20 protein-coding genes and 1 tRNA gene are annotated in these 25,268 nt (G+C 68.5%); 13 read left to right on the plus strand and 8 right to left on the minus strand.

Going from position 1 to position 25,268, the window contains the following annotated elements; genetic code table 11:
* Positions 1-330 precede the first annotated feature (330 nt).
* Positions 331-3,267: an autotransporter domain-containing protein gene (locus AB5T46_RS03185; protein WP_370562380.1), complete on the plus strand. Its 2,937-nt coding sequence runs from the start codon at positions 331-333 to the stop codon at positions 3,265-3,267.
* Between the two features lie 38 nt (positions 3,268-3,305).
* A complete protein-coding gene (locus AB5T46_RS03190; RefSeq protein WP_370562381.1) occupies positions 3,306-3,668 on the plus strand; it encodes a Csu type fimbrial protein in 363 nt (120 codons plus the stop codon).
* Here the strand turns inward: AB5T46_RS03190 and AB5T46_RS03195 are convergent.
* Complete coding sequence (locus tag AB5T46_RS03195; protein ID WP_370562382.1) at positions 3,632-4,006, minus strand: hypothetical protein; 375 nt, start codon at positions 4,004-4,006, stop codon at positions 3,632-3,634. The genes AB5T46_RS03190 and AB5T46_RS03195 overlap by 37 nt on opposite strands.
* A gap of 382 nt (positions 4,007-4,388) precedes the next feature.
* Here AB5T46_RS03195 and thrS point away from each other — a divergent pair, with 382 nt between their 5' ends.
* From thrS to AB5T46_RS03250, 11 genes are all read left to right on the plus strand, one after another.
* Positions 4,389-6,293, plus strand: coding sequence for a threonine--tRNA ligase (gene thrS / locus AB5T46_RS03200; RefSeq protein WP_370562383.1), 1,905 nt, complete (start codon positions 4,389-4,391; stop codon positions 6,291-6,293).
* A 59-nt stretch (positions 6,294-6,352) separates the two neighbouring features.
* A complete protein-coding gene (gene infC / locus AB5T46_RS03205) occupies positions 6,353-6,898 on the plus strand; it encodes a translation initiation factor IF-3 (protein ID WP_149194213.1) in 546 nt (181 codons plus the stop codon).
* Positions 6,899-7,640: 742 nt separating this feature from the next.
* Positions 7,641-7,838: a 50S ribosomal protein L35 gene (rpmI, locus tag AB5T46_RS03210; RefSeq protein WP_024889803.1), complete on the plus strand. Its 198-nt coding sequence runs from the start codon at positions 7,641-7,643 to the stop codon at positions 7,836-7,838.
* Between the two features lie 13 nt (positions 7,839-7,851).
* Positions 7,852-8,211: a 50S ribosomal protein L20 gene (rplT, locus tag AB5T46_RS03215; RefSeq protein WP_370562385.1), complete on the plus strand. Its 360-nt coding sequence runs from the start codon at positions 7,852-7,854 to the stop codon at positions 8,209-8,211.
* Positions 8,212-8,491: 280 nt separating this feature from the next.
* Positions 8,492-9,517 carry a phenylalanine--tRNA ligase subunit alpha gene (gene pheS, locus AB5T46_RS03220; protein ID WP_370562386.1) on the plus strand — a complete coding sequence of 342 codons (1,026 nt, stop codon included), beginning with the start codon at positions 8,492-8,494 and terminating at the stop codon, positions 9,515-9,517.
* 148 nt (positions 9,518-9,665) lie between these two features.
* A complete protein-coding gene (gene pheT / locus AB5T46_RS03225) occupies positions 9,666-12,098 on the plus strand; it encodes a phenylalanine--tRNA ligase subunit beta (protein WP_370562387.1) in 2,433 nt (810 codons plus the stop codon).
* Positions 12,099-12,114: 16 nt separating this feature from the next.
* On the plus strand, positions 12,115-12,417 hold the full coding sequence (locus tag AB5T46_RS03230; protein WP_370562388.1) for an integration host factor subunit alpha: 303 nt from the start codon (positions 12,115-12,117) through the stop codon (positions 12,415-12,417).
* Positions 12,410-12,766 carry a MerR family transcriptional regulator gene (locus AB5T46_RS03235; protein WP_370562389.1) on the plus strand — a complete coding sequence of 119 codons (357 nt, stop codon included), beginning with the start codon at positions 12,410-12,412 and terminating at the stop codon, positions 12,764-12,766. Before AB5T46_RS03230 ends, AB5T46_RS03235 begins: the two co-directional genes overlap by 8 nt.
* A 195-nt stretch (positions 12,767-12,961) precedes the next feature.
* Positions 12,962-13,038 (plus strand) — tRNA-Pro (locus tag AB5T46_RS03240).
* Positions 13,039-13,105: 67 nt separating this feature from the next.
* Positions 13,106-13,564 (plus strand): cupin domain-containing protein, encoded by a 459-nt coding sequence (locus AB5T46_RS03245; protein WP_370562390.1) that lies wholly within the window; start codon positions 13,106-13,108, stop codon positions 13,562-13,564.
* A 26-nt stretch (positions 13,565-13,590) separates the two neighbouring features.
* Entirely contained in the window at positions 13,591-14,595 is a 1,005-nt protein-coding gene (locus AB5T46_RS03250; protein ID WP_370562391.1) for a TraB/GumN family protein, read from the plus strand.
* Positions 14,596-14,778: 183 nt separating this feature from the next.
* On the opposite strand, the gene dxs is transcribed toward AB5T46_RS03250, so the two are convergent.
* The 7 genes from dxs to ppk1 all read right to left on the minus strand — a co-directional run bounded on the left by dxs (position 14,779) and on the right by ppk1 (position 25,248).
* Entirely contained in the window at positions 14,779-16,689 is a 1,911-nt protein-coding gene (dxs, locus tag AB5T46_RS03255; RefSeq protein WP_370562392.1) for a 1-deoxy-D-xylulose-5-phosphate synthase, read from the minus strand.
* 74 nt (positions 16,690-16,763) lie between these two features.
* A complete protein-coding gene (locus AB5T46_RS03260) occupies positions 16,764-17,855 on the minus strand; it encodes a hypothetical protein (RefSeq protein WP_370562393.1) in 1,092 nt (363 codons plus the stop codon).
* 215 nt (positions 17,856-18,070) lie between these two features.
* The gene (locus AB5T46_RS03265) at positions 18,071-18,748 is read right to left on the minus strand and encodes an HNH endonuclease (RefSeq protein ID WP_370562394.1); all 678 of its coding nucleotides are present in this window, start codon (positions 18,746-18,748) and stop codon (positions 18,071-18,073) included.
* A 365-nt stretch (positions 18,749-19,113) separates the two neighbouring features.
* On the minus strand, positions 19,114-20,904 hold the full coding sequence (locus tag AB5T46_RS03270; protein WP_370562395.1) for an acyl-CoA dehydrogenase C-terminal domain-containing protein: 1,791 nt from the start codon (positions 20,902-20,904) through the stop codon (positions 19,114-19,116).
* 153 nt (positions 20,905-21,057) lie between these two features.
* Positions 21,058-21,534, minus strand: coding sequence for an LEA/WHy family protein (locus AB5T46_RS03275; RefSeq protein ID WP_370562396.1), 477 nt, complete (start codon positions 21,532-21,534; stop codon positions 21,058-21,060).
* A 67-nt stretch (positions 21,535-21,601) separates the two neighbouring features.
* The gene (gene ppx, locus AB5T46_RS03280; protein WP_370562397.1) at positions 21,602-23,140 is read right to left on the minus strand and encodes an exopolyphosphatase; all 1,539 of its coding nucleotides are present in this window, start codon (positions 23,138-23,140) and stop codon (positions 21,602-21,604) included.
* Positions 23,137-25,248, minus strand: a complete 2,112-nt coding sequence (gene ppk1 / locus AB5T46_RS03285; protein ID WP_370562398.1) for a polyphosphate kinase 1 — start codon at positions 25,246-25,248, stop codon at positions 23,137-23,139. The genes ppx and ppk1 overlap by 4 nt, the downstream gene beginning before the upstream one ends.
* Between the last annotated feature and the right edge of the window lie 20 nt (positions 25,249-25,268).

Consider the following 25,268-nt stretch of genomic DNA (forward strand, 5'->3'; position numbering starts at 1 on the left):
CCCTGTGCGATGAGCGGCAGGCAGGGGCGGAACGCGTTCCGCCCCTGCCACTTCATCCGTCGGGACCGCGGCGTAAACGTCATGACGTCCGGATACGGGCCTGGTTCCCAGGCGACCGGCCGCTCTTCAAGTTTCCTCCCGTACGTTTTCCGATGCGGTGGCTCGGTCGATTCTCGATAGCGCTGTTTCCCCGAAGAATTCACCCAGAACCCCGATAGAGCCGCTATGACAAAGCCCCGAGATTGCCGTACGAGCACTGCCGCCGACCGTCCTCGCAAGCTGAGCATCGCTGTGGCTGCAACCCTTGTCGGGGGCGCCACGATGCTGGCGATGACCAATGCCCTGGCGGGCAACTTCCACGTGAACGGAGACACGGTCTATTACAGCGGGGGGGTTCTGGGCGGTGACCCGGATACGCTCAGCCAGTTGCTGGCGCAGGCCGAGGCCGAGAACAGGGCAATCCGACGTGTCGTGTTTCGCAATTCGCCGGGCGGAGCCGCCAGTGGCGGTGTGGGCATGGGCGGCATCATCCGCGAGGCCGGGCTGGACACGGTGCTGGAAGGCGGCTGCTGGTCGGCCTGCGCCGATGCCTTCGCGGGCGGAGTGAATCGGTTCATCGCGCGTTTCGATCTCCCCGCGTACAGCTACTACTCCGAGACTGCGTTGGGCATCCACGGCGCCGCAAGCGGCGGAAGGCCGGTCCCATACCCGGGACAGGAAATCTACCTCGACTACTATCGCGAGATGCTTGGCGACGCAGGATGGGAGATCGCCGGCGATCGCGTCACGCAGGCGCATTACGAACTGACCCAGTCGTCGGGATTCCTGCGCTACTTCGATCCGGCCTTCGCCGGTGTGGCGACGCGCTTCTGCCCCACCGGAGACACCTCCGAAGCGGGAGGGTGCACCGACTATCCGGACGACACCATCTTCAGCGATACGCTGGCGACCTCGGACGAGTACGCGATCCCGAACGACGCTCTCGTGGTGGATGCCCGTCTGGGCGGCGACCTCAATCCCCATTTCATGGCCCCCGGCCGTTACGCCTCGGACCGGGTGGAGCTTGCCTATTTCGACACGGTCGACCGGCGGTTCAGTCTTGAAGATGCCTATGGCGTCATCCGCATCGAGGAAGGCGGCCACTGGCAGCTGGATACTGCTTCCGCCGCGCAGTACGTGGTGGTCGACGGCGGCACCTTGCAACTGCGGCAGGACGGTTGGATCCACATGTCCGAGGCGATCGGCGCCCGGAACGGCGGACGCGTGGTTCTCGACGGCGGCGCGCTGCGAACGCTGACCATCGTCGACCGTGGCGGTGCGTTGACCGGCGCCGGAACCCTCAATGCCACCATCATGATCGGTCCGGGCGGGACGCTGGCGCCGCATCGGATGGTCATGCAGCCGTACTCGCTCGAACCGCTGGCTACGAATGGAGAAGGGATTTTCCGCGATGAGCCCTTCCGCATCGGCAAAGGGCGGATCCTCAACGTGCTTGATGGCGGAAATCTCGCTTTCGGGGTATCCGCATCGACGGTCGAGCCGGCGCTGGTGCTGGAGCAGGCGCGTTACTTCCTGTTCGATACCTCCTTCGGAGACATCACGTTGCGCGGCAATCACAACAAGGCGCAACTTGCGATCAGCCCGGGATCCCGCCTCGCACTGCAGTTCGAGCGGGGATTCTTTTCCGCCGGGCACACCGTGCCCCTGGTGGGGAACCGGGTGGACGATTCCGCACTCTGGCTGCCCGAGGCGCCCTGCACCCGGTCCGACTGGCGGGCGCACGACTATTCGGGCCTGGACTGCACCTTGGTCGGCGAAGAGGGGTTGACGGCGGCGGCACCGGATATCCCGTTCATCGACGGCCGCTTCCAGGCGGCAGTGCGTGCCGACGATCCCATCTACAGCGTGGATCTGACGCGGGAAGGGGCGGTGTTTCGCCCTCGCCATAACTCGCTGCTGAGCTTCATGGTGCACCAAACGGACGAAGCGATCTGGCTGACCGCGAACCCGGCGTTCGACGACACCTCGATCTTCGCCAACGCACAGTCGGGCGACGGCCTCGGCATCGCGCTGCGCAATGCGTCCGAGAAGGCAGGCTCCCCGCTGCAGCCGATACTGGGTGCGTTGCAGTTCGCCGACCGCGACGTGGCGAAGGCGCAGTCGGGCGCGCTGCGCGGCGACGGCCATGCCAGCCTGCGGATGGCCGGTTTAGCGCTGGTGGGCGGTTTCGGCGACGTGGTCGGGCAGCGCCTGTTCAGCGTGCGCAACCGTGGCGAGGATGGCGGCGGCCTGGCGGCGTTCGGAGCGTATTCGTCGGGGGCAGGCGCGCTGGCGGGAACGAACGGCATCCGGTTCGACCGGCTGATAATGCACCTGGCGGATCCGGGCGCGGGGGGCGCTGAGGCGGGCATCCCGGCGGATGGTGCGCGGGTCTGGGGTCGAGGCTTCGGCCAGATCGGCCAGCTGGATGGGGAAGGCCGGATTGCGCCGATGGACTACAACATCGGTGGTGCGGTGCTGGGCGCCGACAAGACGTTGGCCGATGGCAAGGTGGTGCTGGGCGGCAGTGTCGGCTTCGGTTCGATGTCGGCGACGACGCGCGCTCTGCAATTCCGGGGCGAGGTGGATGCAATCGATCTTGGCGCTTACCTGGATGCAGACTACGGCCGTGGGTTCGTGAACCTGTCGTTGCGCTACACAGATCTGAAGCACGACACGACGCGTTCGATCGTCGGTATCGAAGGTCTGGAAGCGGCGAACGGGGCGGACTATGGCGGCGATGCGCTGTCGGCGCGTCTGGAGCACGGATTCACGCTGCGCAGTGCCGGTGGAACTGTGTGGCAGCCGCTGTTGCCTGTCGTCGATTATGCGCGCCTGTCCGAGGTGGATTTCACCGAAGATGCCGATGGTGCCGCGCCGCTGACTGGAACCAACGGCGATGTCGAAAGCCTGCGGGTGGGGGCCGGCCTGCAGGTCTGGAAGAGCTTCCGGACCAAGGGCGGCGACGTGCTAACGCCGCATGCCCGAGTGTTGTGGCAGAAAGAGCTGGGCGATAGCCAGGTGCGGTACTTTTCGGCTTTCGCGGCCGAGCCGGAACTGACGTTCGGCGTGGCCAGCCAGGACATCGGCGACACGGCGATGGGCTGGAACATCGGCATGACCAGCCGCGCGAGCGACCGGCTGTCGGTCCTTCTGGACTACGTGGGCCAGCGCACCGACGGCAGCACCGACCACGGCGTGATGCTGGGAGTGGGGTACCGATTCTGATGGTTAGCTGGCGGTAAATATTTCGGCTGGGAGAACCAATGAAGCACGTAGCAAGCTATCTACTCGCTCTCTTGTTTGCAGGGATCCGTTGTACCGCCGGGAGCGCGTATACGGTCGGTCTGAGCGACGGCAGCAACTTCAGCAGCGGCTGGCGCCGGATGCGCCAGGGGGCGAGCGGCAACTATCTGCGCTACGAGCTGTACAAGGCGACGATCTCAAGCGACCGCTGGGGCGGCGTCGGCGCGCAGAGGCGCAGCAGCGTCACGGCCGACAGCAACCCCAGCATCCACGATGGCGCGACGGCGCAAGGCTACACCTACCGCGCCGAGGTCGATCCGGCTCAGACGACTCCGCCCGTCGGTACCTACACCGACAATGTCGTGGTGGATGTCCAGTTCTGATACGGAGTCGCCCCGAACTTCATCGTCCGGGATTTCCCTCTTCCTCCCTGCACGGCAGGGAAAACCGATGGTAGGGCATCGATCATCGCACCATCACCCGGGTCGAGAGTTTTAGCAGCCATGAAGATTCCGCCAGAGCAAGCTGTATCCGATGCGGGGTCCCGGTCGAGGACGAATGTGATCATGTTTTCCATCGAGACCAAATGGGGAGAGGTGAGTCTGATCGTCAACGATGAGTCGCCCTTGCGGGCGGAAGCGATATCCCGCATTTGCCGAGAGGTTCTGGAGCGGGAGTTGAACCATTTGCTTCCGAAGCCATAGAAGCCGAATGCGTCCATGACGTTGCCGGGGAACATAGGTGGCCAGCGGTGCGACGGGTGCGGCTGGCAGGCAGGTGGAAGGACATGCGGATCCCGCCGGTGAGCGGCGCGCACGGGCTTATTCCGTCATCTTCCGGCGAGACCGGGCCTAGGTTAGACTCACCCCACGACCGATAGAGGCAAGGTGGCCCGCGGCAACGCCGGCCGAGCGTGCGACATGAACACTACCACCGACCACCGCTGACACGCTCCCGAGGTCCCGGCTTGCGCAGGCGCCCTCGAGGCGCCTTTTTCGTGCGCTGCGCGCACGGGATTGGAGATTCGGGATTGGGGATTCGGCAGATGAATCCCTCCCGATTCTGCCAATCCCGAATCCCGAATCCCGAATCCCGGCTCTCAAATGATCACCATCACCCTACCTGACGGCAGCCGCCGCGAGTTCGAATCCCCGGTCAGCGCCATGGACGTGGCGCAGTCGATCGGCCCGGGCCTGGCCAAGGCCACGGTGGCCGGCAAGGTCGATGGCCGCCTGGTCGACGCCAGCGACCTCATCGACCGCGACGCCACCTTGCAGATCATCACCCCGAAGGACCCAGAGGGCGTGGAAATCATCCGCCACTCCTGCGCGCACCTGGTCGGGCACGCGGTCAAGCAGCTGTATCCCGAGGCCAAGATGGTGATCGGGCCGGTGATCGAGGACGGCTTCTACTACGACATCTGGTACGAGCGCCCGTTCACGCCCGAGGACCTGGCCGCGATCGAGCGGCGCATGGCCGACCTGATCGACACCGGCTACGACGTGGTCAAGAAGGTGACCCCGCGCGAGGAGGTGATCGCCACCTTCAGGGCGCGCGGCGAGGACTACAAGCTGCGGCTGATCGAGGACATGCCCGACGAGACGCAGATGGGCCTGTACCACCACCAGGAATACGTCGACATGTGCCGCGGCCCGCACGTGCCGAACACGCGTTTCCTGAAGGCGTTCAAGCTGCTGCGCATCTCCGGCGCCTACTGGCGCGGCGATGCGAAGAACGAGCAGCTACAGCGCATCTACGGCACCGCATGGGCCGACGCCAAGCAGCTCAAGGCCTACGTGCAGCGGATCGAGGAGGCCGAGAAGCGCGACCATCGCCGCATCGGCAAGCAGCAGGAACTGTTCCACCTGCAGGAGGAGGCGCCGGGCCTGATCTTCTGGCACCCGAAGGGCTGGGCGCTGTGGCAGGTGGTCGAGCAGCACATGCGCCGCGTGTACCGCGACAGCGGCTACGGCGAGGTGCGCTGCCCGCAGATCCTAGACGTGTCGCTGTGGCAGAAGTCCGGCCATTGGGACAACTACCACGAGAACATGTTCTTCACCGAGTCGGAGAAGCGCACCTACGCGCTCAAGCCGATGAACTGCCCCGGCCACGTGCAGGTGTTCAACCAGGGCCTGCACAGCTACCGCGACCTGCCGATCCGCTACGGCGAGTTCGGCTCCTGCCACCGCAACGAGCCCTCCGGCGCGCTGCACGGCATCCTGCGCGTGCGCGGCTTCACCCAGGACGACGGCCACGTGTTCTGCACCGAGGACCAGGTCGAGGCCGAAGTCACGGCCTTCCACCGCCAGGCGATGGAGGTCTACGCCGCCTTCGGGTTCACCGATGTGCAGCTCAAGATCGCGCTGCGCCCGGAGCCGCGGCTGGGCGACGACGCCACCTGGGACAAGGCCGAGACCGCGCTGCGCAACGCCCTGGCCGCCTGCGGGGTGGAATGGCAGGAACTGCCGGGCGAGGGCGCCTTCTACGGTCCCAAGATCGAGTATCACCTGCGGGACGCCATCGGCCGCACCTGGCAGCTGGGCACGATGCAGGTCGATTTCATGATGCCCGGGCGGCTAGGGGCTGAATACGTCGACGAGCACAGCCAGAAGCGGACTCCGGTGATGCTGCATCGGGCCATCGTCGGCTCGATGGAGCGTTTCATCGGCATCCTGATCGAGCACCATGCCGGGGCCTTCCCGGCCTGGCTGGCGCCGGTGCAGGCGGTGGTGATGAACATCACCGACGCGCAGGCCGGCTACGTCGAGGAGGTCCGGAAAACCCTTGCGAATCAAGGATTACGGGTCAGCGCGGATTTGCGGAACGAGAAAATCGGCTATAAGATCCGCGAGCACACGCTGCAGCGGGTGCCTTACCTGCTCGTGGTGGGGGACCGCGAGAAGGACAACGGGGCGGTCGCCGTGCGCACGCGAACGGGGGAGGACCTGGGGAGCATGCCGGTTTCCGACTTCGTTTCACGTCTCCGTGGCGAGCACGCGGTAGCATGAGTGTGTGATCCGGCGCGGCCCTCCGCGCCGGAAGGCCCGGCTGCTGACGAGCGGCCGGCATTATCGAATTTGGAGATCGCAATATCAGCACCCCGGAAAAGCAGAACCGCAGGAACAGCGACATCCGCGTACCCCGTGTACGCGTGATCGGTTCGGACGGCGAGATGATCGGCGTCCTGTCGCGTGACGAAGCCTTGCAGCAGGCCGAGAGCGAAGGCCTCGACCTGGTCGAGATCCAGCCCAATGCCGATCCGCCGGTCTGCCGGATCATGGATTACGGCAAGTACAAGTTCGACCTGCAGAAGAAGGCCAATGCGGCCAAGAAGAAGCAGAAGCAGGTCGAGATCAAGGAAGTCAAGTTCCGGCCGGTCACCGACGAGGGCGACTACCAGATCAAGCTGCGCAAGATGCGCGGCTTCCTGGACGAAGGCGACAAGATCAAGGTCAACATCCGCTTCCGTGGCCGCGAGATGAGCCACCAGGAGCTGGGCCGCGAGATGGCCGCCCGCATCGAGGCCGATCTCGGCGAGGACATCGTCATCGAATCGCGTCCGCGCCTGGAAGGCCGGCAGATGGTCATGATGATCGCTCCCAAGAAGAAATAGCTGTCGGCGGCCTTCGGCGGGCCGATGCCAACCGTTCCCCTCTCCGCGCTTGCGGGGGAGGGAAGGTGACGGCGCGCGCCAATGGCGCGCTCGCTTCTTCCTGAGCAGGTCGAGCGCCGGATTCAAGCGCTACAAAGCAGTTGGGTTTGCGGGCTCCGGAGCCAGCGGCGCCCGGGCCGGGACATGCTCCCCGGCTCGGTCGGGCCATCCATGGCCCGACTCGCCGCCGCAGCCCATCCATGGGCTGCTGTCCGCATGCCCCGACCCGGACGCCGCGCCGGCAATTCGCATTCGTATGCTTGGTCGCCCTAAAGCCGAAGCCGATCAACGTCGGAGCGGGAGCAGTGCCGGGGGCGTTGCGGAGAGCTGGCCATGGATGGCCAGCGGCCCTGAGTCCGGCCATGGATGGCCGGACCGAAGGGCGGAGCAATGCCCCCGGCACTGCTCCTGCTCTGCGCAGCAACCGAAGTCGCTCTTGCTTCATTGCCGAAAAAGCGGTGGGTTCGCCGGCTCCGGATCCAGCGGCGCCGAAACGCCCGCTCACAACCGGCTGATTTGCAAGCAAAACCCCAGCCCTGCATAATGGCCGGCCCGGTTCGCCGGGTTGTTGTCTGCAGTATTCAGGACCCGCCGCGATTTCCTCGGGGAATCAACGGCTTACAAGCCGGCCAGGGCAGGATGGAAAGCGTGGCGAGCCGCCACCGCCCGCGCCAGTCACAGTTCCACCCACAAGGACATCGCAATGCCCAAGATCAAGACGCATCGGGGCGCGGCCAAGCGCTTCCGGAAGACCGCTTCCGGCAAGTACAAGGCGGGCCACGCCAACCGCAGCCATATCCTCACCAAGAAAGCGACCAAGCGGAAGCGCAACCTCCGGCAGACGAACCACGTCCGCGCCGAGGATGCCGGCCGTCTGGACCGCATGCTGCCGTATCTCTGAGGAGGGCTGAACAATGGCACGAGTCAAACGTGGCGTAACCGCACGCCGTCGTCACAAGAAGGTCCTGAATCTCGCCAAGGGCTACTACAACGCGCGCCGCAAGGTGTTCCGCGTCGCCAAGCAGGCGGTGATCAAGGCGCAGCAGTACGCCTACATCGGCCGCAAGCAGAAGAAGCGCAATTTCCGCTCGCTGTGGATCACCCGTATCAACGCGGCCGCCCGCATCAACGGCATGAGCTACAGCCGCTTCATGAACGGCCTGTCCAAGGCCGGCATCACCCTGGACCGCAAGGTGCTGGCGGATATCGCCGTGCACGACGCAGCCGGGTTTGCGGCGCTGGCCGAAAAGGCGAAGGGCGCACTCGCAGCGTAATGCAGGTCCCCTGCAAGCGCCCGCACACCCGCGTGCGGACTCTTGGGACAACCTGATTCACGCATGGGGAAGGGCGCAGGTCCTTCCCCATTGTTTTTTCGGTTACCGTCAGTTCCAGCGCGGCATCGCTGATCCTTCTTCCCGAGGGAAGGGTGATGCGAGCGTCGGATGAGGTGCGGAGAAGCGGCAGGCGCTTGAACGATCGCGCCTTCGCCGTACCCTCACCCCAAAACCCCTCTCCCGGAGGAGAGGGGCTGACAGCGAGGGGATACGTCCGTCGATGAGCGATATCGAACAGATCAGCCGGCAGGCACATGCCGACATTGCCGCGGCACAGACGCCCGAGGCGCTGGAGGCGCTGCGGGTCGCATTGCTCGGCAAGCACGGCAGCATCACCGCGCAGCTGAAGTCGCTGGGTGCGCTGCCGGCCGAGGAACGCAAGGCCGCCGGCGCCGGCATCAACCGCGCCCGCGACGCCATCGGCCAGGCGCTGGCGGAACGTCGCCAGGCGCTGGAGACCGCGGCGCTGGACGCTCGGCTGGGCGGCGAGACGATCGACATCACCCTGCCGGGGCGCGACGCCGCGCGCGGCGGCCTGCATCCGGTCAGCCGCACGATCGAGCGCATCGCCGACATCTTCGGGCGGCTCGGCTACGAGCTCGCCGACGGCCCCGAGATCGAGGACGACTGGCACAACTTCGAGGCGCTGAACTTCCCGCCGCATCATCCGGCGCGGGCGATGCACGACACGTTCTACATTGCCGACGGCAGCGATGCCGGCAAAAGCGGCGGCGGACGCCACCTGCTGCGCACCCACACCTCCGGCGTGCAGGTCCGCTACATGGCCGACCACGCGCCGCCGCTGCGGATGATCGCGCTGGGCAAGGTGTACCGCTCCGATTCCGACCAGACCCATACGCCGATGTTCCACCAGTGCGAGGGGCTGCTGGTCGACGAGCATGCGAGCTTCGCCGACCTCAAGGGCACCCTGACCGAGTTCGTGCGCGCGTTCTTCGAGCGCGATTTCGCCATGCGCTTTCGTCCGAGCTATTTCCCCTTCACCGAGCCCTCGGCCGAGGTCGACATCGCCTGGCAGCAGCCGGACGGCGGCACGCGCTGGCTGGAGGTGCTGGGCTGCGGCATGGTGCACCCGAACGTGCTGCGCAACGTCGGCATCGATCCGGAGCGTTACACCGGCTTCGCCTTCGGCATGGGCGTCGAGCGCCTGGCGATGCTGCGCTACGGCGTCGACGACCTGCGCGCATTCTTCGACAACGATGTGCGGTTTCTCAAGCAATTCGCTTGAGAGCCGGGAATCGGGATTGGGGAATAGGGAATAGTAGAAGCAAGAGCACCTTCCCGCTCCCGCCCGGTCCGACCGCAAGATAGCTCTCCGATTCTCGATTCTCGATTCTCGATTCTCGATTCTCCATTCCCGATTCCCGGCTCTTCCCATGAAATTCAGCGAAAACTGGCTCCGCCAACACGTCAAGGTCGATGCCTCGCGCGATGAGCTCGCGGCGACGCTGACCGCGATCGGGCTGGAAGTCGAGGAATTGACGCCGCTGGGCGAGCAGCTCGACGGCGTGGTCGTGGCGCGCATCGTCTCCGCCGAGAAGCACCCGCAGGCCGACCGGCTGCAGGTCTGCCGGGTCGACGCCGGGCAGGGCGAGCCGCTGCAGATCGTCTGCGGCGCGCCGAACGCGCACGCAGGCCTGGTGGCGCCGCTGGCCATGGTCGGCAGCCGCGTCGGCGACATCACGATCAAGGCGGCGAAGCTGCGCGGCGTGGAATCGAACGGCATGCTGTGCTCGGCCCGCGAGCTCGGCCTCGACAGCGACGGCGCCGGCCTGATGGAGCTGCCGGACGACGCGCCGGTCGGCGCGCCGCTGGCCGACTGCCTGGGCCTGCCCGACGCGACCATCGAGCTGAAGCTCACGCCGAACCGCGCCGACTGCTTCGGCATCCGCGGCATCGCCTTCGACGTCGCCGCCGCCTGCGACAGCAAAGTGACGGTGGCCGAGCCGGTGCCGATGCCGGCGCTGTCGGATGCGGCGCTGCCGGTCGCGCTCGACGCCGGCGCCGATGTGCCGCGCTACGTCGGTCGGGTGATCGCGAACCTGGATCCGACGTGCAAGACGCCGCTGTGGATGGCCGAACGCCTGCGCCGCAGCGGGGTGCGTCCGGTGAGCTTCCTGGTCGACGTCACCCAGTACGTGATGCTCGAACTGGGCCAGCCGATGCACGCCTTCGACCGCGATCGCCTCCGGGGCCCGGTCGGCGTGCGCCGTGCCCGCGCCGGCGAAACGCTGAAACTGCTCGACGGCCGCGACGTGACGCTGGACGAGGGCTTCCTGGTCGTCACCGACGCCGGCCGCGCGGTCGCACTGGGCGGGGTGATGGGCGGCTACGACACCCGCGTCACGGAGACGACCCGCAGCGTGTTCCTGGAGGCGGCGCACTTCGCGCCGGCGGCGGTGATCGGCCGCGCGCGCCGGCTCGGCATGCATACCGACGCCGCGCACCGCTACGAGCGCGGCGTCGATCCGGAATTGCCGCGCCAGGCGATCGAGATGGCGACGCGGCTGATCCTCGAGATCGCCGGCGGCGTCCCCGGTCCGGTCACCGAAGCGGTGCTGCCGGAACACCTGCCGCGGCCGCGCTCGATCGTACTGCGCCGCGCGCGCCTGGCGCGGGTGCTGGGCCTGGTCGTCGATGACGCCGAGGTCGACCGCATCCTGCGTGCGCTGGGCTTCGCCGTCGAGGCGATCGATGACGGTTGGCGGGTGACGCCGCCGGCGCGCCGCTTCGACCTGGCGATCGAGGAGGACCTGATCGAGGAGGTCGCGCGAATCCACGGCTACGACCGCATTCCGGTCACGCTGCCGGGCGGCGCCACCCGGTTGGCCGTTCCGGAAGAGGGACGCACGCCGGAAGCCGACCTGCGCCGGCAGTTGGTGGCGCGCGACTACCTGGAGGCGGTGAACTACGCCTTCATCGACGCCGCGCTGCTCGCGCGCTGGCAGGCCGACGCGGGCGCGGTGCCGCTGGCCAATCCGCTCAGCGCCGAGCTCGGCGTGATGCGCACGCTGCTGCTGCCGGGACTGGTCGATGCGCTCGCCGGCAACACCGCGCGCCAGCAACCGCGGGTGCGGTTGTTCGAGATCGGGAAGGTGTTTGAAGGCCGGGAATCGGGAATCGGGAATCGGGAATCGGGAGAAGCAACGGCAACAGCGGCGGTGGAGACATCGGGATCTGCGCCGGTGGAGACGCTGCGGATTGCTGCGGTCGCGACCGGGGATGCGCGGGTGGAGCAGTGGGGCGAGGCGGCGCGCGAGGTCGATTTCCATGATCTCAAGGGCGACCTGGAAAGCCTGGCGGCCTGCGCGGGCGCGCAGCTCGAGTTCCGTCCGGCGCAGGCCGCCTACGGCCATCCCGGGCGCTCGGCGGAGGTGGTCCGCGATGGCGCGCGTGTCGGCTGGATCGGCGAGCTGCATCCGCGGTTGCTGGCAGCGCTGGAGCTGGACCGGCGCGTGCTCGCCTTCGAAGTCGACCTGGCCGCGGTGCAGCGCCGTGCCCTGCCCAGGGCCGGCGCGCTGACCCGTTTTCCGTCGGTGCGCCGCGACCTTGCATTCATCGTTGCGCAGGACGTGCCGTGGGCTTCGGTCGAAGCTTCGATCCGTACGGCGGCGGGGCCGCTGCTGGCCGGGTTGCGCCTGTTCGACCGTTATCAGGGCAAAGGGGTCGAAAGCGGTTGCAAGAGCCTGGCTATGGGCTTGATTCTGCAGGACAAATCGCGCACTCTGACCGACCACGACGTGGAAGACGTGAAGGGGCGGATCATCGCCGTCCTGGAACGCGACCACGGCGCCCGTATTCGAAGCTGATGGTCCGGGGAGCGGCATGGCATTGACCAAGGCGGAAATGGCCGAGCGGCTGTACGAGGAAGTCGGCTTGAACAAGCGCGAGGCGAAGGAGTTCGTCGACGCGTTCTTCGACGCGCTGCGCGAGTCCCTGCAGCAGGGTCGCCAGGTCAAGCTGTCGGGCTTCGGCAACTTCGATCTGCGCCGCAAGAACGAGCGCCCCGGGCGCAATCCCAAGACCGGCGAGGAGATCCCGATCTCCGCACGCACCGTGGTCACCTTCCGCCCCGGGCAGAAGCTGAAGGAACGCGTGGAAGCCTACGGCGGAGGCGCGCATGCTTGATCCCGGTAGCAACCGCGAACTGCCGCCGATCCCGGCCAAGCGCTACTTCACCATCGGCGAGGTGAGCGAGCTGTGCGACGTCAAGCCGCACGTGCTGCGCTACTGGGAAACCGAGTTCCCGGGCCTGAGCCCGGTCAAGCGCCGCGGCAACCGCCGCTACTACCAGCGCCACGACGTGTTGATGGTGCGGCAGATCCGCGCCCTGCTGTACGAACAGGGCTATACCATCGGCGGCGCGCGGCTGCGGCTGGAGGGCGACGGCGCCCGCGAGGAATCGACGCTCAGCAGCCAGATCGTGCGCCAAGTGCGGATGGAGCTCGAGGAGATCCACCACCTGCTGCGGCGCTGACGGCGTCTCGGAGCCGACCTCGCCGTAGAGCGGAGCTTGCTCCGCTGCGCACGTTCCGGAGCCGGCTCTCGTAGAGCCGAGCTTGCTCGGCTGCGCTGGCTCCGGAGCCGAGAGCAGCGGAGCAAGCTCCGCTCTACAAGGCGGGGAGCAATGCCGGTACAATCAGCGGCCGCCCTGTGCGGGCGCGGCACATCTCGGGGTGTAGCGCAGCCTGGTAGCGCACCTGTCTGGGGGACAGGTGGTCGTCGGTTCGAATCCGGCCACCCCGACCATTCGAAACGGCCCGCCGCGCGCGGGCCGTGCCGTATCCGGGGCGCGGGCCAGGATCGGGAGATCGCGATGACCGCCGACGAGCTCGTCCGCCGCCTGCGCCTGCAGCCGCATCCCGAGGGCGGCCATTACCGCCGCCTCTACACCTCTGCCCGCCGCGTCGCCCATCGCGGACACGAGCGCGCCGCGCTGAGCGCGATCCGCTACCTGCTCGCCCGCGGGCAGCGCAGTCGCTGGCACCGGATCGATGCCGACGAGGTCTGGCACTGGCAGTCCGGCGGCCCCCTCGAACTGCTGCGCTTCGATGAAAGCCGCGACGAGCTCGCGCGCGTCCTGCTCGGTGCCGGGCCCGGCATGCGTCGCGCCGCGGTGGTGCCGGCCGGTGCTTGGCAGGCGGCGCATCCGCTGGACGGGCACGCTCTGCTGCTCTGCACGGTCTCGCCGGGCTTCGCATGGCAGGGTTTCGAGCTGCTGGAGGGCGGCAGCGCGGTGGCCGCGGAACTTCGCACGCGCGATGTGTTTCATTGATGGCCCGCCGCCATCTCGAGCCCGCCATGCCCACCGTCCTGCTGGCCTGCCTGCTGTTCGCCGCCTCGCTCGGCGCCCTGGCGCAGGAACCTGAAGCGGCCGTGCGCGGCGACGACGGCATCGTCGACATGGAGGCGATGGTCGTGTCCGGCGTGCAGCCCGGTCCCGGCCTGTGGAAGGTCTCCAGGGACGGGCGCGTGCTGTGGATTCTCGGCACGGTGACGCCGCTGCCGCGACGGATGGAGTGGACCTCTTCGGAGGTCGAGGCGACGATCGCGCAGTCGCAGCAGGTGCTCGATGCGCCGTCGGCGACCGTGGATTCGGGTGCCGGCGTGTTCCGCAACATGCTGCTGCTGCCATCGCTGCTCAGGATGCGGCGCAATCCCGACGGACGCACCCTGCAGGACAGCGTTCCCGCCGAGGCGTACGCGCGCTGGTTGCCGCTCAAGGCCCGCTACATCGGCCGCAGCCGCGGGGTCGAGCGCTGGCGGCCGATCTTCGCCGCGCAGGAACTGTACGAGGCGGCCATCAAGCGTTCGGGCATGACGCTGGACAGCGTCGCCGAGCCGGTGGTGACGCGCGCCGCGAAGCGGCATCGGGTGCCGCGCACGCCGGTGGAAATGCGCATCGTGATCGAGGATCCGAAATCCGCGATCCGGGAATTCAACAGCGGCCCGCTGGCCGATACCGAGTGCTTCGCCAGGACCCTGTCGCACATCGAGACCGATCTCGACGCCATGCGCGAGCGCGCCAATGCCTGGGCGGTCGGCGACACCGAGGCGCTGCGCAACGCGCGGTTCGACGATCAGTACGCGGTCTGCATCCGCGCCGTCACCGACACCGGGCTGGCGCGCAGGCTGGGGCTGGACAACGTGAGCAGGCGCCTGGGCGATGCGTGGCTGGAGGCGGCCGAATCCGCGCTCGCCGTCAACGCCTCGACGTTCGCCAGCCTGCCGCTGCCGGCATTGCTGCGCGAGGACGGCGTGCTGGCGCGACTGCAGGCGAAAGGCTACGTCGTCGAGGCGCCCTGAGCACACCGGCGCGGTGTGCCCCCCGTAGGAGCGCGCCATGCGCGCGATGCCGGTCATGTCGCAGGATCCGGCGATCATCGTCTGCCGCCATGTCGAGCCGGCAAGCGCATCGGAAACCGGAGCCCCCGGCGGCGAAGCGCCCGCGGCATCGCGCGCATGGCGCGCTCCTACGGGGAGAGGTGCTCAGCCGGCGGCGATGACGGCGCGTGACGGCTGGACGGCCAGTTCCGGCCAGCGCGCCAGCACCGAGGCGCGGATTCCGGATACGTCCAGGCCGGCCTCGGCCAGCAGGTCCTCGCGGCTGGCGTGGTGCTGGAAGGCGTCCGGCAGGCCCAGGTGCAGGATCGGCAGCGCCATGTCCTGCTCGTTCAGCAGTTCGGCGACCGCGGAGCCGGCGCCGCCCATCACCACGTTGTCCTCGAGGGTGACGAAGCCTGCGTGCGTGCGTGCCAGTTCCAGGACCAGGGCGCGGTCGAGCGGCTTGACGAAACGCATGTTGACCACGGTCAGGTCGAGATCCTCGCCGACCTGTTCCGCGGCGGGCACGATCGCGCCGAAGGCGAGCAGGGCGATGCGCGATCCGCGCCGGCGCACGTCCGCCTTGCCGATGGCGAGCGTGTCGAGCGACGCCTGCACCGCGACTCCGGGACCGGCGCCGCGCGGATAGCGCACCGCCGCCGGGCCCGCATGGCGGAAGCCGGTCGAGAGCATGCGCCGGCATTCGTCCTCGTCGGCCGGTGCCATCACCACCATGTTCGGCACGCAGCGCAGGTACGACAGGTCGAGGTTGCCGGCGTGGGTGGCGCCGTCCGGCCCGACCACGCCGCCGCGGTCGACCGCGAACAGCACGTCGAGGTTCTGGATGGCGACGTCGTGCACCAGCTGGTCGTAGCCGCGCTGCAGGAAGGTGGAGTAGATCGCGACCACAGGTTTCGCGCCCTCGCAGGCCATGCCCGCGGCCAGCGTGACCGCGTGCTGCTCGGCGATGGCGACGTCGAAATAGCGATCCGGGTATTCTCGGCTGAAGCGCACCAGGCCGGACCCTTCGCGCATCGCCGGGGTGATGCCGAGCAGCGCCGGATCCGCGGCGGCCATGTCGCACAGCCAGTCGCCGAACACGTCGGTATAGGTGGGCTTCTTCGCGCCCGGCTTGCTGACCACGCCGAGCGACGGGTCGAACGGCGAGACCGCGTGGTAGCCGATCTGGTCGTCCTCGGCCAGTTCGTAGCCCTTGCCCTTGGTGGTGATGACGTGCAGCAGCTGCGGGCCCTTGAGTGTCTTCAGCGTCTTCAGCGCGGCGGCCAGTGCGCGCACGTCGTGGCCGTCGATCGGGCCGGTGTAGTGGAACCCCATCTCCTCGAACAGCGTGGAGGGCACGAACATGCCCTTCCAGTGCTCCTCCCAGCGGCGCACGAACTTCGCGGTCGGGTTGTTCTTGTCGCCGAGCAGCTTCTTGCCGCCCTCGCGCAGCGCGTTCAGGGTCTTGCTGCCGGTCATCCTGCCCAGCATCCGGGTCATGCCGCCGACGTTCTCGCTGATCGACATGCGGTTGTCGTTGAGCACCACCAGCAGGTCCGGTTCCGGATCCATGCCGCCGGCGTGGTTCAGCGCTTCGTAGGCCATGCCCGCGGTCATCGCGCCGTCGCCGATCACCGCGATCACCTTGCGGCCGTTGCCGGCGCGGGCGTTGGCGATCGCCATGCCCAGCGCGGCCGAGATCGAGGTCGACGAGTGGCCGACGCCGAAGGTGTCGTACTCGGATTCGTCGCGCTTGGGGAACGGCGCCACGCCGTCCTTCTGCTTGACGGTGTGGATCCCGTCGCGGCGGCCGGTGAGGATCTTGTGCGGATAGCACTGGTGGCCGACGTCCCAGACGATGCGGTCGTCGGGCGTGTCGTACAGGTAGTGCAGGGCGGTGGTCAGCTCGATCACGCCGAGGCCGGCGCCGAAGTGGCCGCCGCTGCGGCCGACCGACTCGATCAGGTAGGCGCGGAGTTCGTCGGCGATCGCCGGCAGCTCGGCCTCGTCGAAGGCGCGCAGCTGGGCCGGGGAGTCGATGCGGGACAGGCGCGGGTAGCGCGTGGAGTCGATCATCCGGTCATTTTCGCCCCCGCCGCCGTGACGGGCAAGGAAAGCGGCCCGGCGGCGGCGGCGCGCGGCCGCGGCGTTCAGGGTTTGCGGCGCAGGCGGCCGAAGAAACCGCCGGACCTGGCCGGCGTTTCCGGCTCCGGGGTCGGCTCCGGAACCAGTTCGGCGTAACCGGTCGCCAGGTTGGCGTTGATGAAATCGGCGACTTCGGCCACTGGGGTGCCGCTGGCTTCCGCGATCTCGGCCAATGTCGCCGGTCCTTTCATCATCGCCGTGGCGATGCGGAAATGGCGCGGATACTCGCGTTCGGTCTGCGGCCACTTGGTCAGGCGGTAGCGGCCGTCCGGATCGTGGCCCGGCAGCAGCGCCCCATCCGCGGCCAGCAAGCCGCCGAGCCACTGCAGGCGCGAGAGCGGCTGCGGCGCGCCGGCTGCGGCGATACCCGCCGTCCAGGGGCTGTCGTCCGTTGCTTCGAACGCCTCTTCGCGAACGGTTCCGCTGAAATAGGGCGCCAGCGGCTTGAGCTGCGCCGGGCCGTGGTATTCGCGGGTGCTGGCGTCGATCCACAGCACCGGGCCGTCGTCGCGCTGGTAGCGCCGGCGCCCCGACAACGCGCCGGGCCGCAGCCAGTCGGCGAACACCGGGTCGCGCGCGGGCGGTGGCTCGGCGGGCGATGCCGCGGCGGGCGTCGGCTCGGGCGCGGGTGCGGGCGGCGCTTCCGGTGCCGCCGCGATCCCGGCGTCCGCGGGCGGCGGCTCCGCCGGCGGTGCGGGTTCGGCGACCGGCTCCGCCGTCGCCTGCGGCGTGGCGGCGGACGCATCGGGTTGCGGTGCCGCCGCGGTGGCTTTCGAGGCGAGGTCGACGCCGGCCTTGGCGGCGATCCCGCGCAGCACATCGACCACCATCGGCGTGTCGAAGGGGCGGCCGAGACGGAAGTCGGCCTGCGTGCGCGCCGCCGCGGTCAGGCCGACGACCTGCTTGCCGGCGGCGTGCAGGCGCAGCCAGCCCATCGGTCCGTACATGCTGTCCATGTCGATCACGACGTACTCGGCCGCGGTTTCCGGAACCAGCGAAAAATGGTCCTGGAGCTGTTCGTTGGCTTCGACGAACGCAGCCCGCAACGCGGTCTCGGTTGCCTGGTCCATGCTGGTGAAGCCGACGGTCAAAACCATGCTGCGACGCTCGAAAAGTGATGCGAGGGCGCGAGTTTAGCCTGAGACGGCCGCGTGCAGGCCCGTGCGGTGGGCCGCGAAGGCCGCGGTGAGGTCAGTGGGAGGGAAGCTGTGCCGCGATGCGTCCGTATCCGTAGCGCCGCGGATACCCGCGCCGTCGGGCCGAGACGTGGTTGCGGAGTTGCGCTGGGTCGGGATCGATCGTCGGCGCGCGGTCAGCCGGCGCGTCGCTTCTTCTTCGGCAGTTGCGAGTTCAGGAACGCCATCTGGTCGGCGAGGATGTTGCGGTTCGACAGGATCAGGTGCTCGATCCAGCTCGGCCGGTAGGGCACGGCGAGCAGCGGCATCGATGCCTGCGCCGGGGTGCGCCCGCCCTTGCGCGAGTTGCAGTGGAAGCAGGCCGAGACCACGTTCTCCCACAGGTCGCGGCCGCCCTGCGACAGCGGCATCACGTGGTCGCGGGTGAGTTGCTGGCGATGGAAGTGGTTGCCGCAGTACAGGCACAGGAACTGGTCGCGGGCGAACAGGGCGGCATTGCTGAGCGCGGGCGTCGGATCCAGCGCCTTGGCGCGCGCATGCCCGCGTGCGGCGATGATCGGGTGCAACGGCATCACGCTGCGTTCGCCGCTGCTGCGGTTGATGCCGCCATGGATGTGCAGGCAGGGATCGCCGAGCGTCCAGGCGACGGCCTCGCGGGCGTACAGGCAGGCGGCGTCCTGCCAGCTCATCCAGTCGAGTACGCGGCCGTGGGCGTCGAGCGAGAGCAGGCGCACCCGGTCGAGCCGCACCGGCGCGGCCTGGGAGGCGGAAGAAGAGGCAAAGGACCGGTTGGAGGCCGGGTCCGCAAGTGAACCGGTACGGAGCAGCTGAAGCTTCGCTCTGTCGTCCTTCATTGAGTCAACAGCTTATACAGAATTGTTGACGTTTTGTGTATCCGCGCCAGGTAGTCCTTTCCGCTGCGGTGAGATCAGGCCCGTCGCCACGGGGCGTCGCCAATGAATAGCCGGGGCTTCAGGCCAAGGGTGGAGCGGATGTCGGCAAAGCGTGATGAGCCCGGCTGTTCATTTTCACCGCCCGTGGCGACGGGCTCCCCCTGTCGTAGGAGCGCGCCATGCGCGCGATGCCGCGGGCATGTCATCGCCCGCGGATTTCCGGTGACCGGCGCGCCTGCCGGTCTAGAATCGCGGTATCCACCGGATCCTGTCGGCACCCGCGGTATCGCGCGCATGGCGCGCTCCTACGAGAGGAGCCGTCCGCGTCAGGCGTCGAAACGGTCCGCGTCCAGCGACATCAGCGTCGCCGCGCCGCTGTCGATCGCCGCCTTGTGTGTCAAGGTGCGCGGCAGGATGCGGGCGAAGTAGAAGCGTGCGGTTTCCAGCTTGGCATCCTTGAACGCCTCGGACTGCGACGAAGCCTGCGCTGCGGCGACGCCGCGCGCCCACCAGTAGGCCAGCGCGACGTAGCCGGAGTAGAACAGGTAGTCGACGCTGGCCGCACCGATCTCCTCCGGGTCGGACATCGCGCGACGGCCGATCTCCCGCGTCAGGCGCTGCCACTCGTCCGCCTTCGTGCGCAGCGGGGCGATGAACTCGGCGAGCGCGGCATCGCCCTCGTGGGCGCCGCAGAAGCTTTCGATCATTTCCAGGAAGACCTTCAGGCCCGCGCCCTGCAGCTGCATCACCTTGCGGCCCACCAGGTCCAGCGCCTGGATGCCGGTGGTGCCCTCGTACAGGGTGGTGATGCGGGCGTCGCGCGCCAGCTGCTCCATGCCGTGCTCGGCGATGTAGCCGTGTCCGCCGAAGCACTGCAGCGCGTGGTAGGTGCACTCGACGCCCCATTCGGTCAGGCAGGCCTTGACGATCGGGGTCAGGAAGCCGAGCAGGGCATCGGCTTGTTCGCGCTCGGCCGCGTCGGGCGCGTGGCCGATGATGTCGACCAGCGCGCCGGCGTGGCAGCCGAGCAGGCGGCCGCCCTCGACCAGTGCCTTGCAGGTGAGCAGCATGCGCCGCACGTCGGGATGGACGATGATCGGATCGGCCGGCTGGTCCGGGAACTTCGGCCCCGACAGCGCCCGCATCTGCAGGCGTTCGCGCGCATAGCGCAGCGCGTTCTGCAGTGCGCGGTCGGACAATCCGAGCCCCTGCAGGCCGACCGCGAGGCGCGCGGTGTTCATCATGGTGAACATCGCCGCCAGGCCCTTGTGCGGCGCGCCGATCAGCCAGCCCTGCGCATCGTCGAGGTTCAGCACGCAGGTCGCCGAGCCGTGGATGCCCATCTTGTGTTCGATCGCGCCGCAGCGCACGCCGTTGCGTTCGCCGATGCCGCCGTCGCGGTCGACCCGGAACTTGGGCACGATGAACATCGAGATGCCCCGGCTGCCGGCCGGCGCGTCCGGCAGCCGCGCCAGCACCAGGTGCACGATGTTGTCGGTCAGGTCGTGCTCGCCGGCGGTAATGAAGATCTTGGTGCCGCTGATCGCATGGCTGCCGTCGTCGTTGGGCACGGCGCGCGTGCGCAGCAGGCCCAGGTCGGTGCCGCAGTGCGCTTCGGTCAGGCACATGGTGCCGGTCCAGCGGCCTTCGACCAGCGGCTTGAGGAAGACCTCCTGCTGCCACGGTTCGCCATGGTGCAGCAGCGCCTCGGTGGCGCCGTGCGAGAGCAGCGGGAAGTTGCCCCAGGCCAGGTTGGCGGCGTCGATCATCTCCTTCAGCGGCACGCCGACCGCGTGCGGCAGCCCCTGCCCGCCGAACGCCGGCGGCGCGGTCAGTCCGGGCCAGCCGCCTTCGACGTATTGCGCATAGGCCTCGCGGAAGCCCGGCGGCGTGGTCACCGCGCCGGTGGCCTTGTCGTAGCGGCATCCGGCCTCGTCGCCGATGCGGTTGAGCGGCGCCAGCACGGTCTCGTTGAAGCGCGCGCCTTCCTCCAGCACGGCGTCGACGATGTCGCGGCTCGCGTCGGTGAAACCGAGCCGCGCGAACAGCGCCTCGGCCTCGAGCACGTCGTACAGGGCGAAGCGGATGTCGGCGAGGGGGGGCTGGTAGGTGCTCATATTCGGTCGCTGGTGGAGTGGGGTGATGTCGAATCAAAAAGCGGTGCGCCCCGTGGTGCGGACGGCAGACCGAAACGCAGGAATCCGGGAACGATCAATCGCGGGCATTCGCTTCTGCCATTCCCGACTGCCCATTCCCGATTCCCGGCCGTTCTAGCGCAGCACTCCGGGCAACCCGGGCACGGGGCTCAGCACGCCGCTGCGCTCGATGCGGTAGTCGCGCGCGCGGCCGCGATCGGTGGGGACGGCGTTGAGCTCGCCTTCCAGGGTGTAGGGCAGGCTGCGGCCGCCGGCGAGGGTATCGGCCAGCAGGATGCGTGCGGCGGCGGTCGGCGTCAGGGTCACGGTGACGACGTCGGCCGATTCCTGCGCGATCGACAGTTGCGGCGCGCCCTGCAGCGTGCCCGCCGCCTCGCCGCCCGTGGTCAGCTCCAGGCGGATGCCGTCGAAGCGCATCGCGATGCTGCTGTAGTTCTGCACGCGCAGGTCGACCGACCAGCTGCCGTCGGCGGCGACGCTGAGCTGCTGGATGCTGGCCGCGGGCTCGGAGATGCGCCGGACCGGCCCGCTGCTGCAGGCGACCAGCAGCAGGCAGAACGCGCAGAGCAGGGGAGTGAACAGACGTGCCATGCCGGACGCTCCGAAGGTGAATGCGCGCAGGATATACCAACCGTCGCGGCGAGCGATGTCGCGCTTCTCAGACCGCTTGGATGTGCAGTCCGATGTCGAGCGCGGCGATGTCGGCAGGCTCGCCCTGCAGGTCGGTGCTCAGCAGGGGGCGGGCGTCCAGCCAGCGTCGTTCCACGCGCACGACGAGAAGATCGCCGTCCGCCACTGCTTCCAGCCTCGGGATCGCCTGCGCCTCCTGGCCGCGGTTGAGCAGTACCGCCAGCCGCAGCAGCACGCTCAGCCGTCGCGCCGCCGGCAGCAGGCGCTCGGGCAGCGCGTCGAACGCGGATTTCGGCACCTTGCGGCGATGGGTGCGCACCAGCGCGGCGAGGAACTGCTGTTCCTGGCGCGAGAATCCCGAGATGTCCGAATGCTCCAGTACATAGCCGCCGTGCACGTGGTACTGGCTGTGGGCGATGGTCAGGCCGAGCTCGTGCAGGCGCGCGGCCCAGCCGAGCATCAGCAGGTCGTCGGCGCCGAGCTGCCAGGCGCGCGCCACCTGGTCGAACAGGCGCACCGCGGTCTGCTCCACGCGCGCGGCCTGCGCCGCGTCGATGCCGTAGCGCAGGGTGAGCGAGGCGATCGAGGTTTCGCGCGGATCGTCCTCGCTGCCGCGGCCGAGCATGTCGTAGAGCACGCCCTCGCGCAGCGCGGCCTTGCTGACCGCCATGCGTTCCAGGCCGAGCGTGCGGAACGCCGCCTCCAGCACCAGCAGGCCGCCGGCAATCACCGGGCGCCGTTCCGCCGACAATCCGGGCAGGTCGATGTCGTCGATGCGATCGGCGGCGAGCAGCTGGTCGCGCACCTGCGGCAACGCCTCCGCGGTCACCGCGCCCTTGGTCAGTTTCATCGCCGCGCAGATCTGGCCGATCGCCTTGTTGGTGCCGGACGCGCCCAGCGCCTCCTGCCAGCCGAGGTCGCGATAGGCGGCGGCGAACTGCTGGAACTCGGCCGAGACCTCGGCCAGCGCCTCGCGCCAGCGCTTGCGCGACAGCTTGCCGTTGCCGAAGAAGCGCCGGGTGCTGCCGATGCAGCCCACCTGCAGGCTCTCGCGCTCGATCGCGTCGAAGCCGGAGCCGATGATGCATTCGGTGGAGCCGCCGCCGATGTCGATCACCAGCCGTCGATGGGTCGGCTTCGGCGGCTGCGCGTGGGCGACGCCTAGATAGATCAGGCGTGCTTCCTCGCGTCCGGAGATCACCTCGATGGCATGGCCGAGCGCGTTCTCGGCCGGCACCAGGAACGCCTGCGGCACGGCGAGCTGCCGCACCGCGTTGGTCGCCAGCGCGCGGACCCGCTGCGGTGGGATGTCGCCGATGCGCTGGCCGAAGCGCGACAGGCACTCCAGCGCGCGCTGCCGCACCTCGGCGCGCAACCCGCCCTTGCCGTCGAGGCCCTCGCCCAGCCGTACGGTTTCGCGCAGCCGGTCGACGACCCGCAGCTGGCCCAGCGTGTAGCGCGCGACAACCATGTGGAAGCTGTTCGAGCCGAGGTCGATGGCGGCGAGCGAGTCGCCGTCTTCGAGCGGGTCGGCCAGCGATCCGGCCAGCGCCAGGGTATCGGTCATCCGCAGAGTTTCGCCAGCAACCAGGACTGCGCCGAGTGGGGCATCGCCTCGTCGCCGGGCGCAAGCTTGCGGTATGCGCCGTCGGCCTGCAATTCCCAGGCGTTGGTGTTGTCGGCCAGGTAGTTGTTGAGCGCTTCCTCGCGCACGCGGCCGGCGAGTTCCGGATCCAGCACCGGGAAACAGGTCTCGACCCTGTGCAGCAGGTTGCGCTCCAGCCAGTCGGCGCTGGCGCAGAACAGCTCCTGGTCGCCGTCGTTGGCGAACCAGTAGACGCGGTGATGCTCGAGGAAGCGGCCGACGATCGAGATCACGCGGATGTTGTCCGACACGCCCTCCACCCCGGGCCGCAACGTGCAGGCGCCGCGCACGATCAGGTCGATCTTGACCCCGGCCTGCGAAGCGCCGTACAGGGCGCGGATCACCTGCGGTTCGTTGAGGGCGTTCGTCTTGGCGATGATGCGCGCCGGGCGTCCGGCGCGCGCGTGCGCGGCCTCGCGCGCGATCCGCGCCAGCACGCCGGCGTGCAGCGTGAACGGGGATTGCAGCAGATGGTGCAGCCGGATCAGCGGCGCCAGGCCGGAGAGCTGCTGGAAGATCTGGTGCACGTCCTCGCCGATCTCGGAATTGCTGGTGAGCAGGCCCAGGTCGGTATAGGCGCGCGCGGTGCCGGAATGATAGTTGCCGGTGCCCAGGTGCACGTAGCGGCGCAGCTTGCGGCCTTCGCGGCGTACGATCAGCAGCATCTTGGCGTGGGTCTTGTAGCCGACCACGCCGTAGACCACCTGCACGCCGGCCTCCTGCAGGCGGTCGGCGAGCCCGAGGTTGGCCTCCTCGTCGAAGCGCGCGCGCAATTCGACGACCACGGTGACGTCCTTGCCGTTGCGGGCGGCCTGCACCAGGTGCTCGACGATCGCCGAGTCCTTGCCGGTGCGATAGAGCGTCTGCTTGATCGCCAGCACGTTCGGATCCTCGGCCGCCTGCTTGATCAGCTCCAGTACCGGCGTGAACGCGTCGAACGGGTGGTGCAGCAGCACGTCCTGCTCGGCCAGCAGCTCGAACATCGCGTCGCTGTCGCGCAGCTGGCGCGGCTGGAACGGCGGAAATTTCAGGTCGGGCCGCTGCACCAGGTCGTAGACCTGGATCACCCGGTTGAGGTTGACCGCGCCGTCGATGCGGTAGACCGCGTTCTCCGGCAGTTCGAAGTTCTCCAGCAGCGTGCGTACGATCGGCTTGGGGCAGTCGGCGGCGATCTCCAGCCGCATCGCGCGCAGGTAGCCGCGCCCCACCAGTTCGTCGCGCAGCGCCAGCGCCAGGTTCTCGACTTCCTCCTCGTCGACGATCAGTTCCGAATTGCGGGTCACGCGGAACTGGTAGGCGCCCTTGACCTGCATGCCGGGGAACAGCTCGTCGACGAACTCCGACAGCACCGAGGACAGGAACACGAAGTCGTGCTCGCCGCCGGAGGCCCGCTCCGGCAGCTGGATGATGCGCGGCAGCGAGCGCGGCGCGCGTACGATCGCCAGGTGCCCGCTGCGGCCGAACGCGTCCCGGCCCTTGAGCACGACGACGATGTTGAGCGACTTGTTGAGGATCTTCGGGAACGGATGCGCCGGATCGAGGCCGAGCGGCGACAGCACCGGCATGATCTCGTCGCGGAAGTAGGCCCGCAGCCAGCGCTTCTGCCTCACGTTCCATTTCTCGCGTCCGAGGATGCGCACGCCGGCGTCGTAGAGCGCCGGCCGCAGCGTCTCGTTCCAGCAGCGGTACTGCGAATCGACCAGGTTGGCGGCGCGCTCGTGGATGCGCTTGAGCACGCTGGCCGGCGCCAGCCCGTCGGGCGATCCGGGCATGCCGAAATCCTGCGCGTGGCGCACGGTGGCGGCGCGGATCTCGAAGAATTCGTCCAGGTTGGTGCAGGAGATGCACAGGTAGCGCAGCCGCTCCAGCAACGGTACCGTCTGGTCCTGCGCCTGCGCCAGCACGCGGAAGTTGAAGTCGAGCTGCGAGAGTTCGCGGTTGAAGTAAAGCGCCGGGTCCGACAGCAGATCGTCCGCGGCCGGATCGCCGGCGCGGGTGCCGCCCGGCCCGGCGGGCAGGGCGGCGTTCATCGCCCGTACGGATTTCGGCC

Source organism: Luteimonas salinilitoris, assembly GCF_041300785.1.
Lineage (GTDB): Bacteria > Pseudomonadota > Gammaproteobacteria > Xanthomonadales > Xanthomonadaceae > Luteimonas > Luteimonas salinilitoris.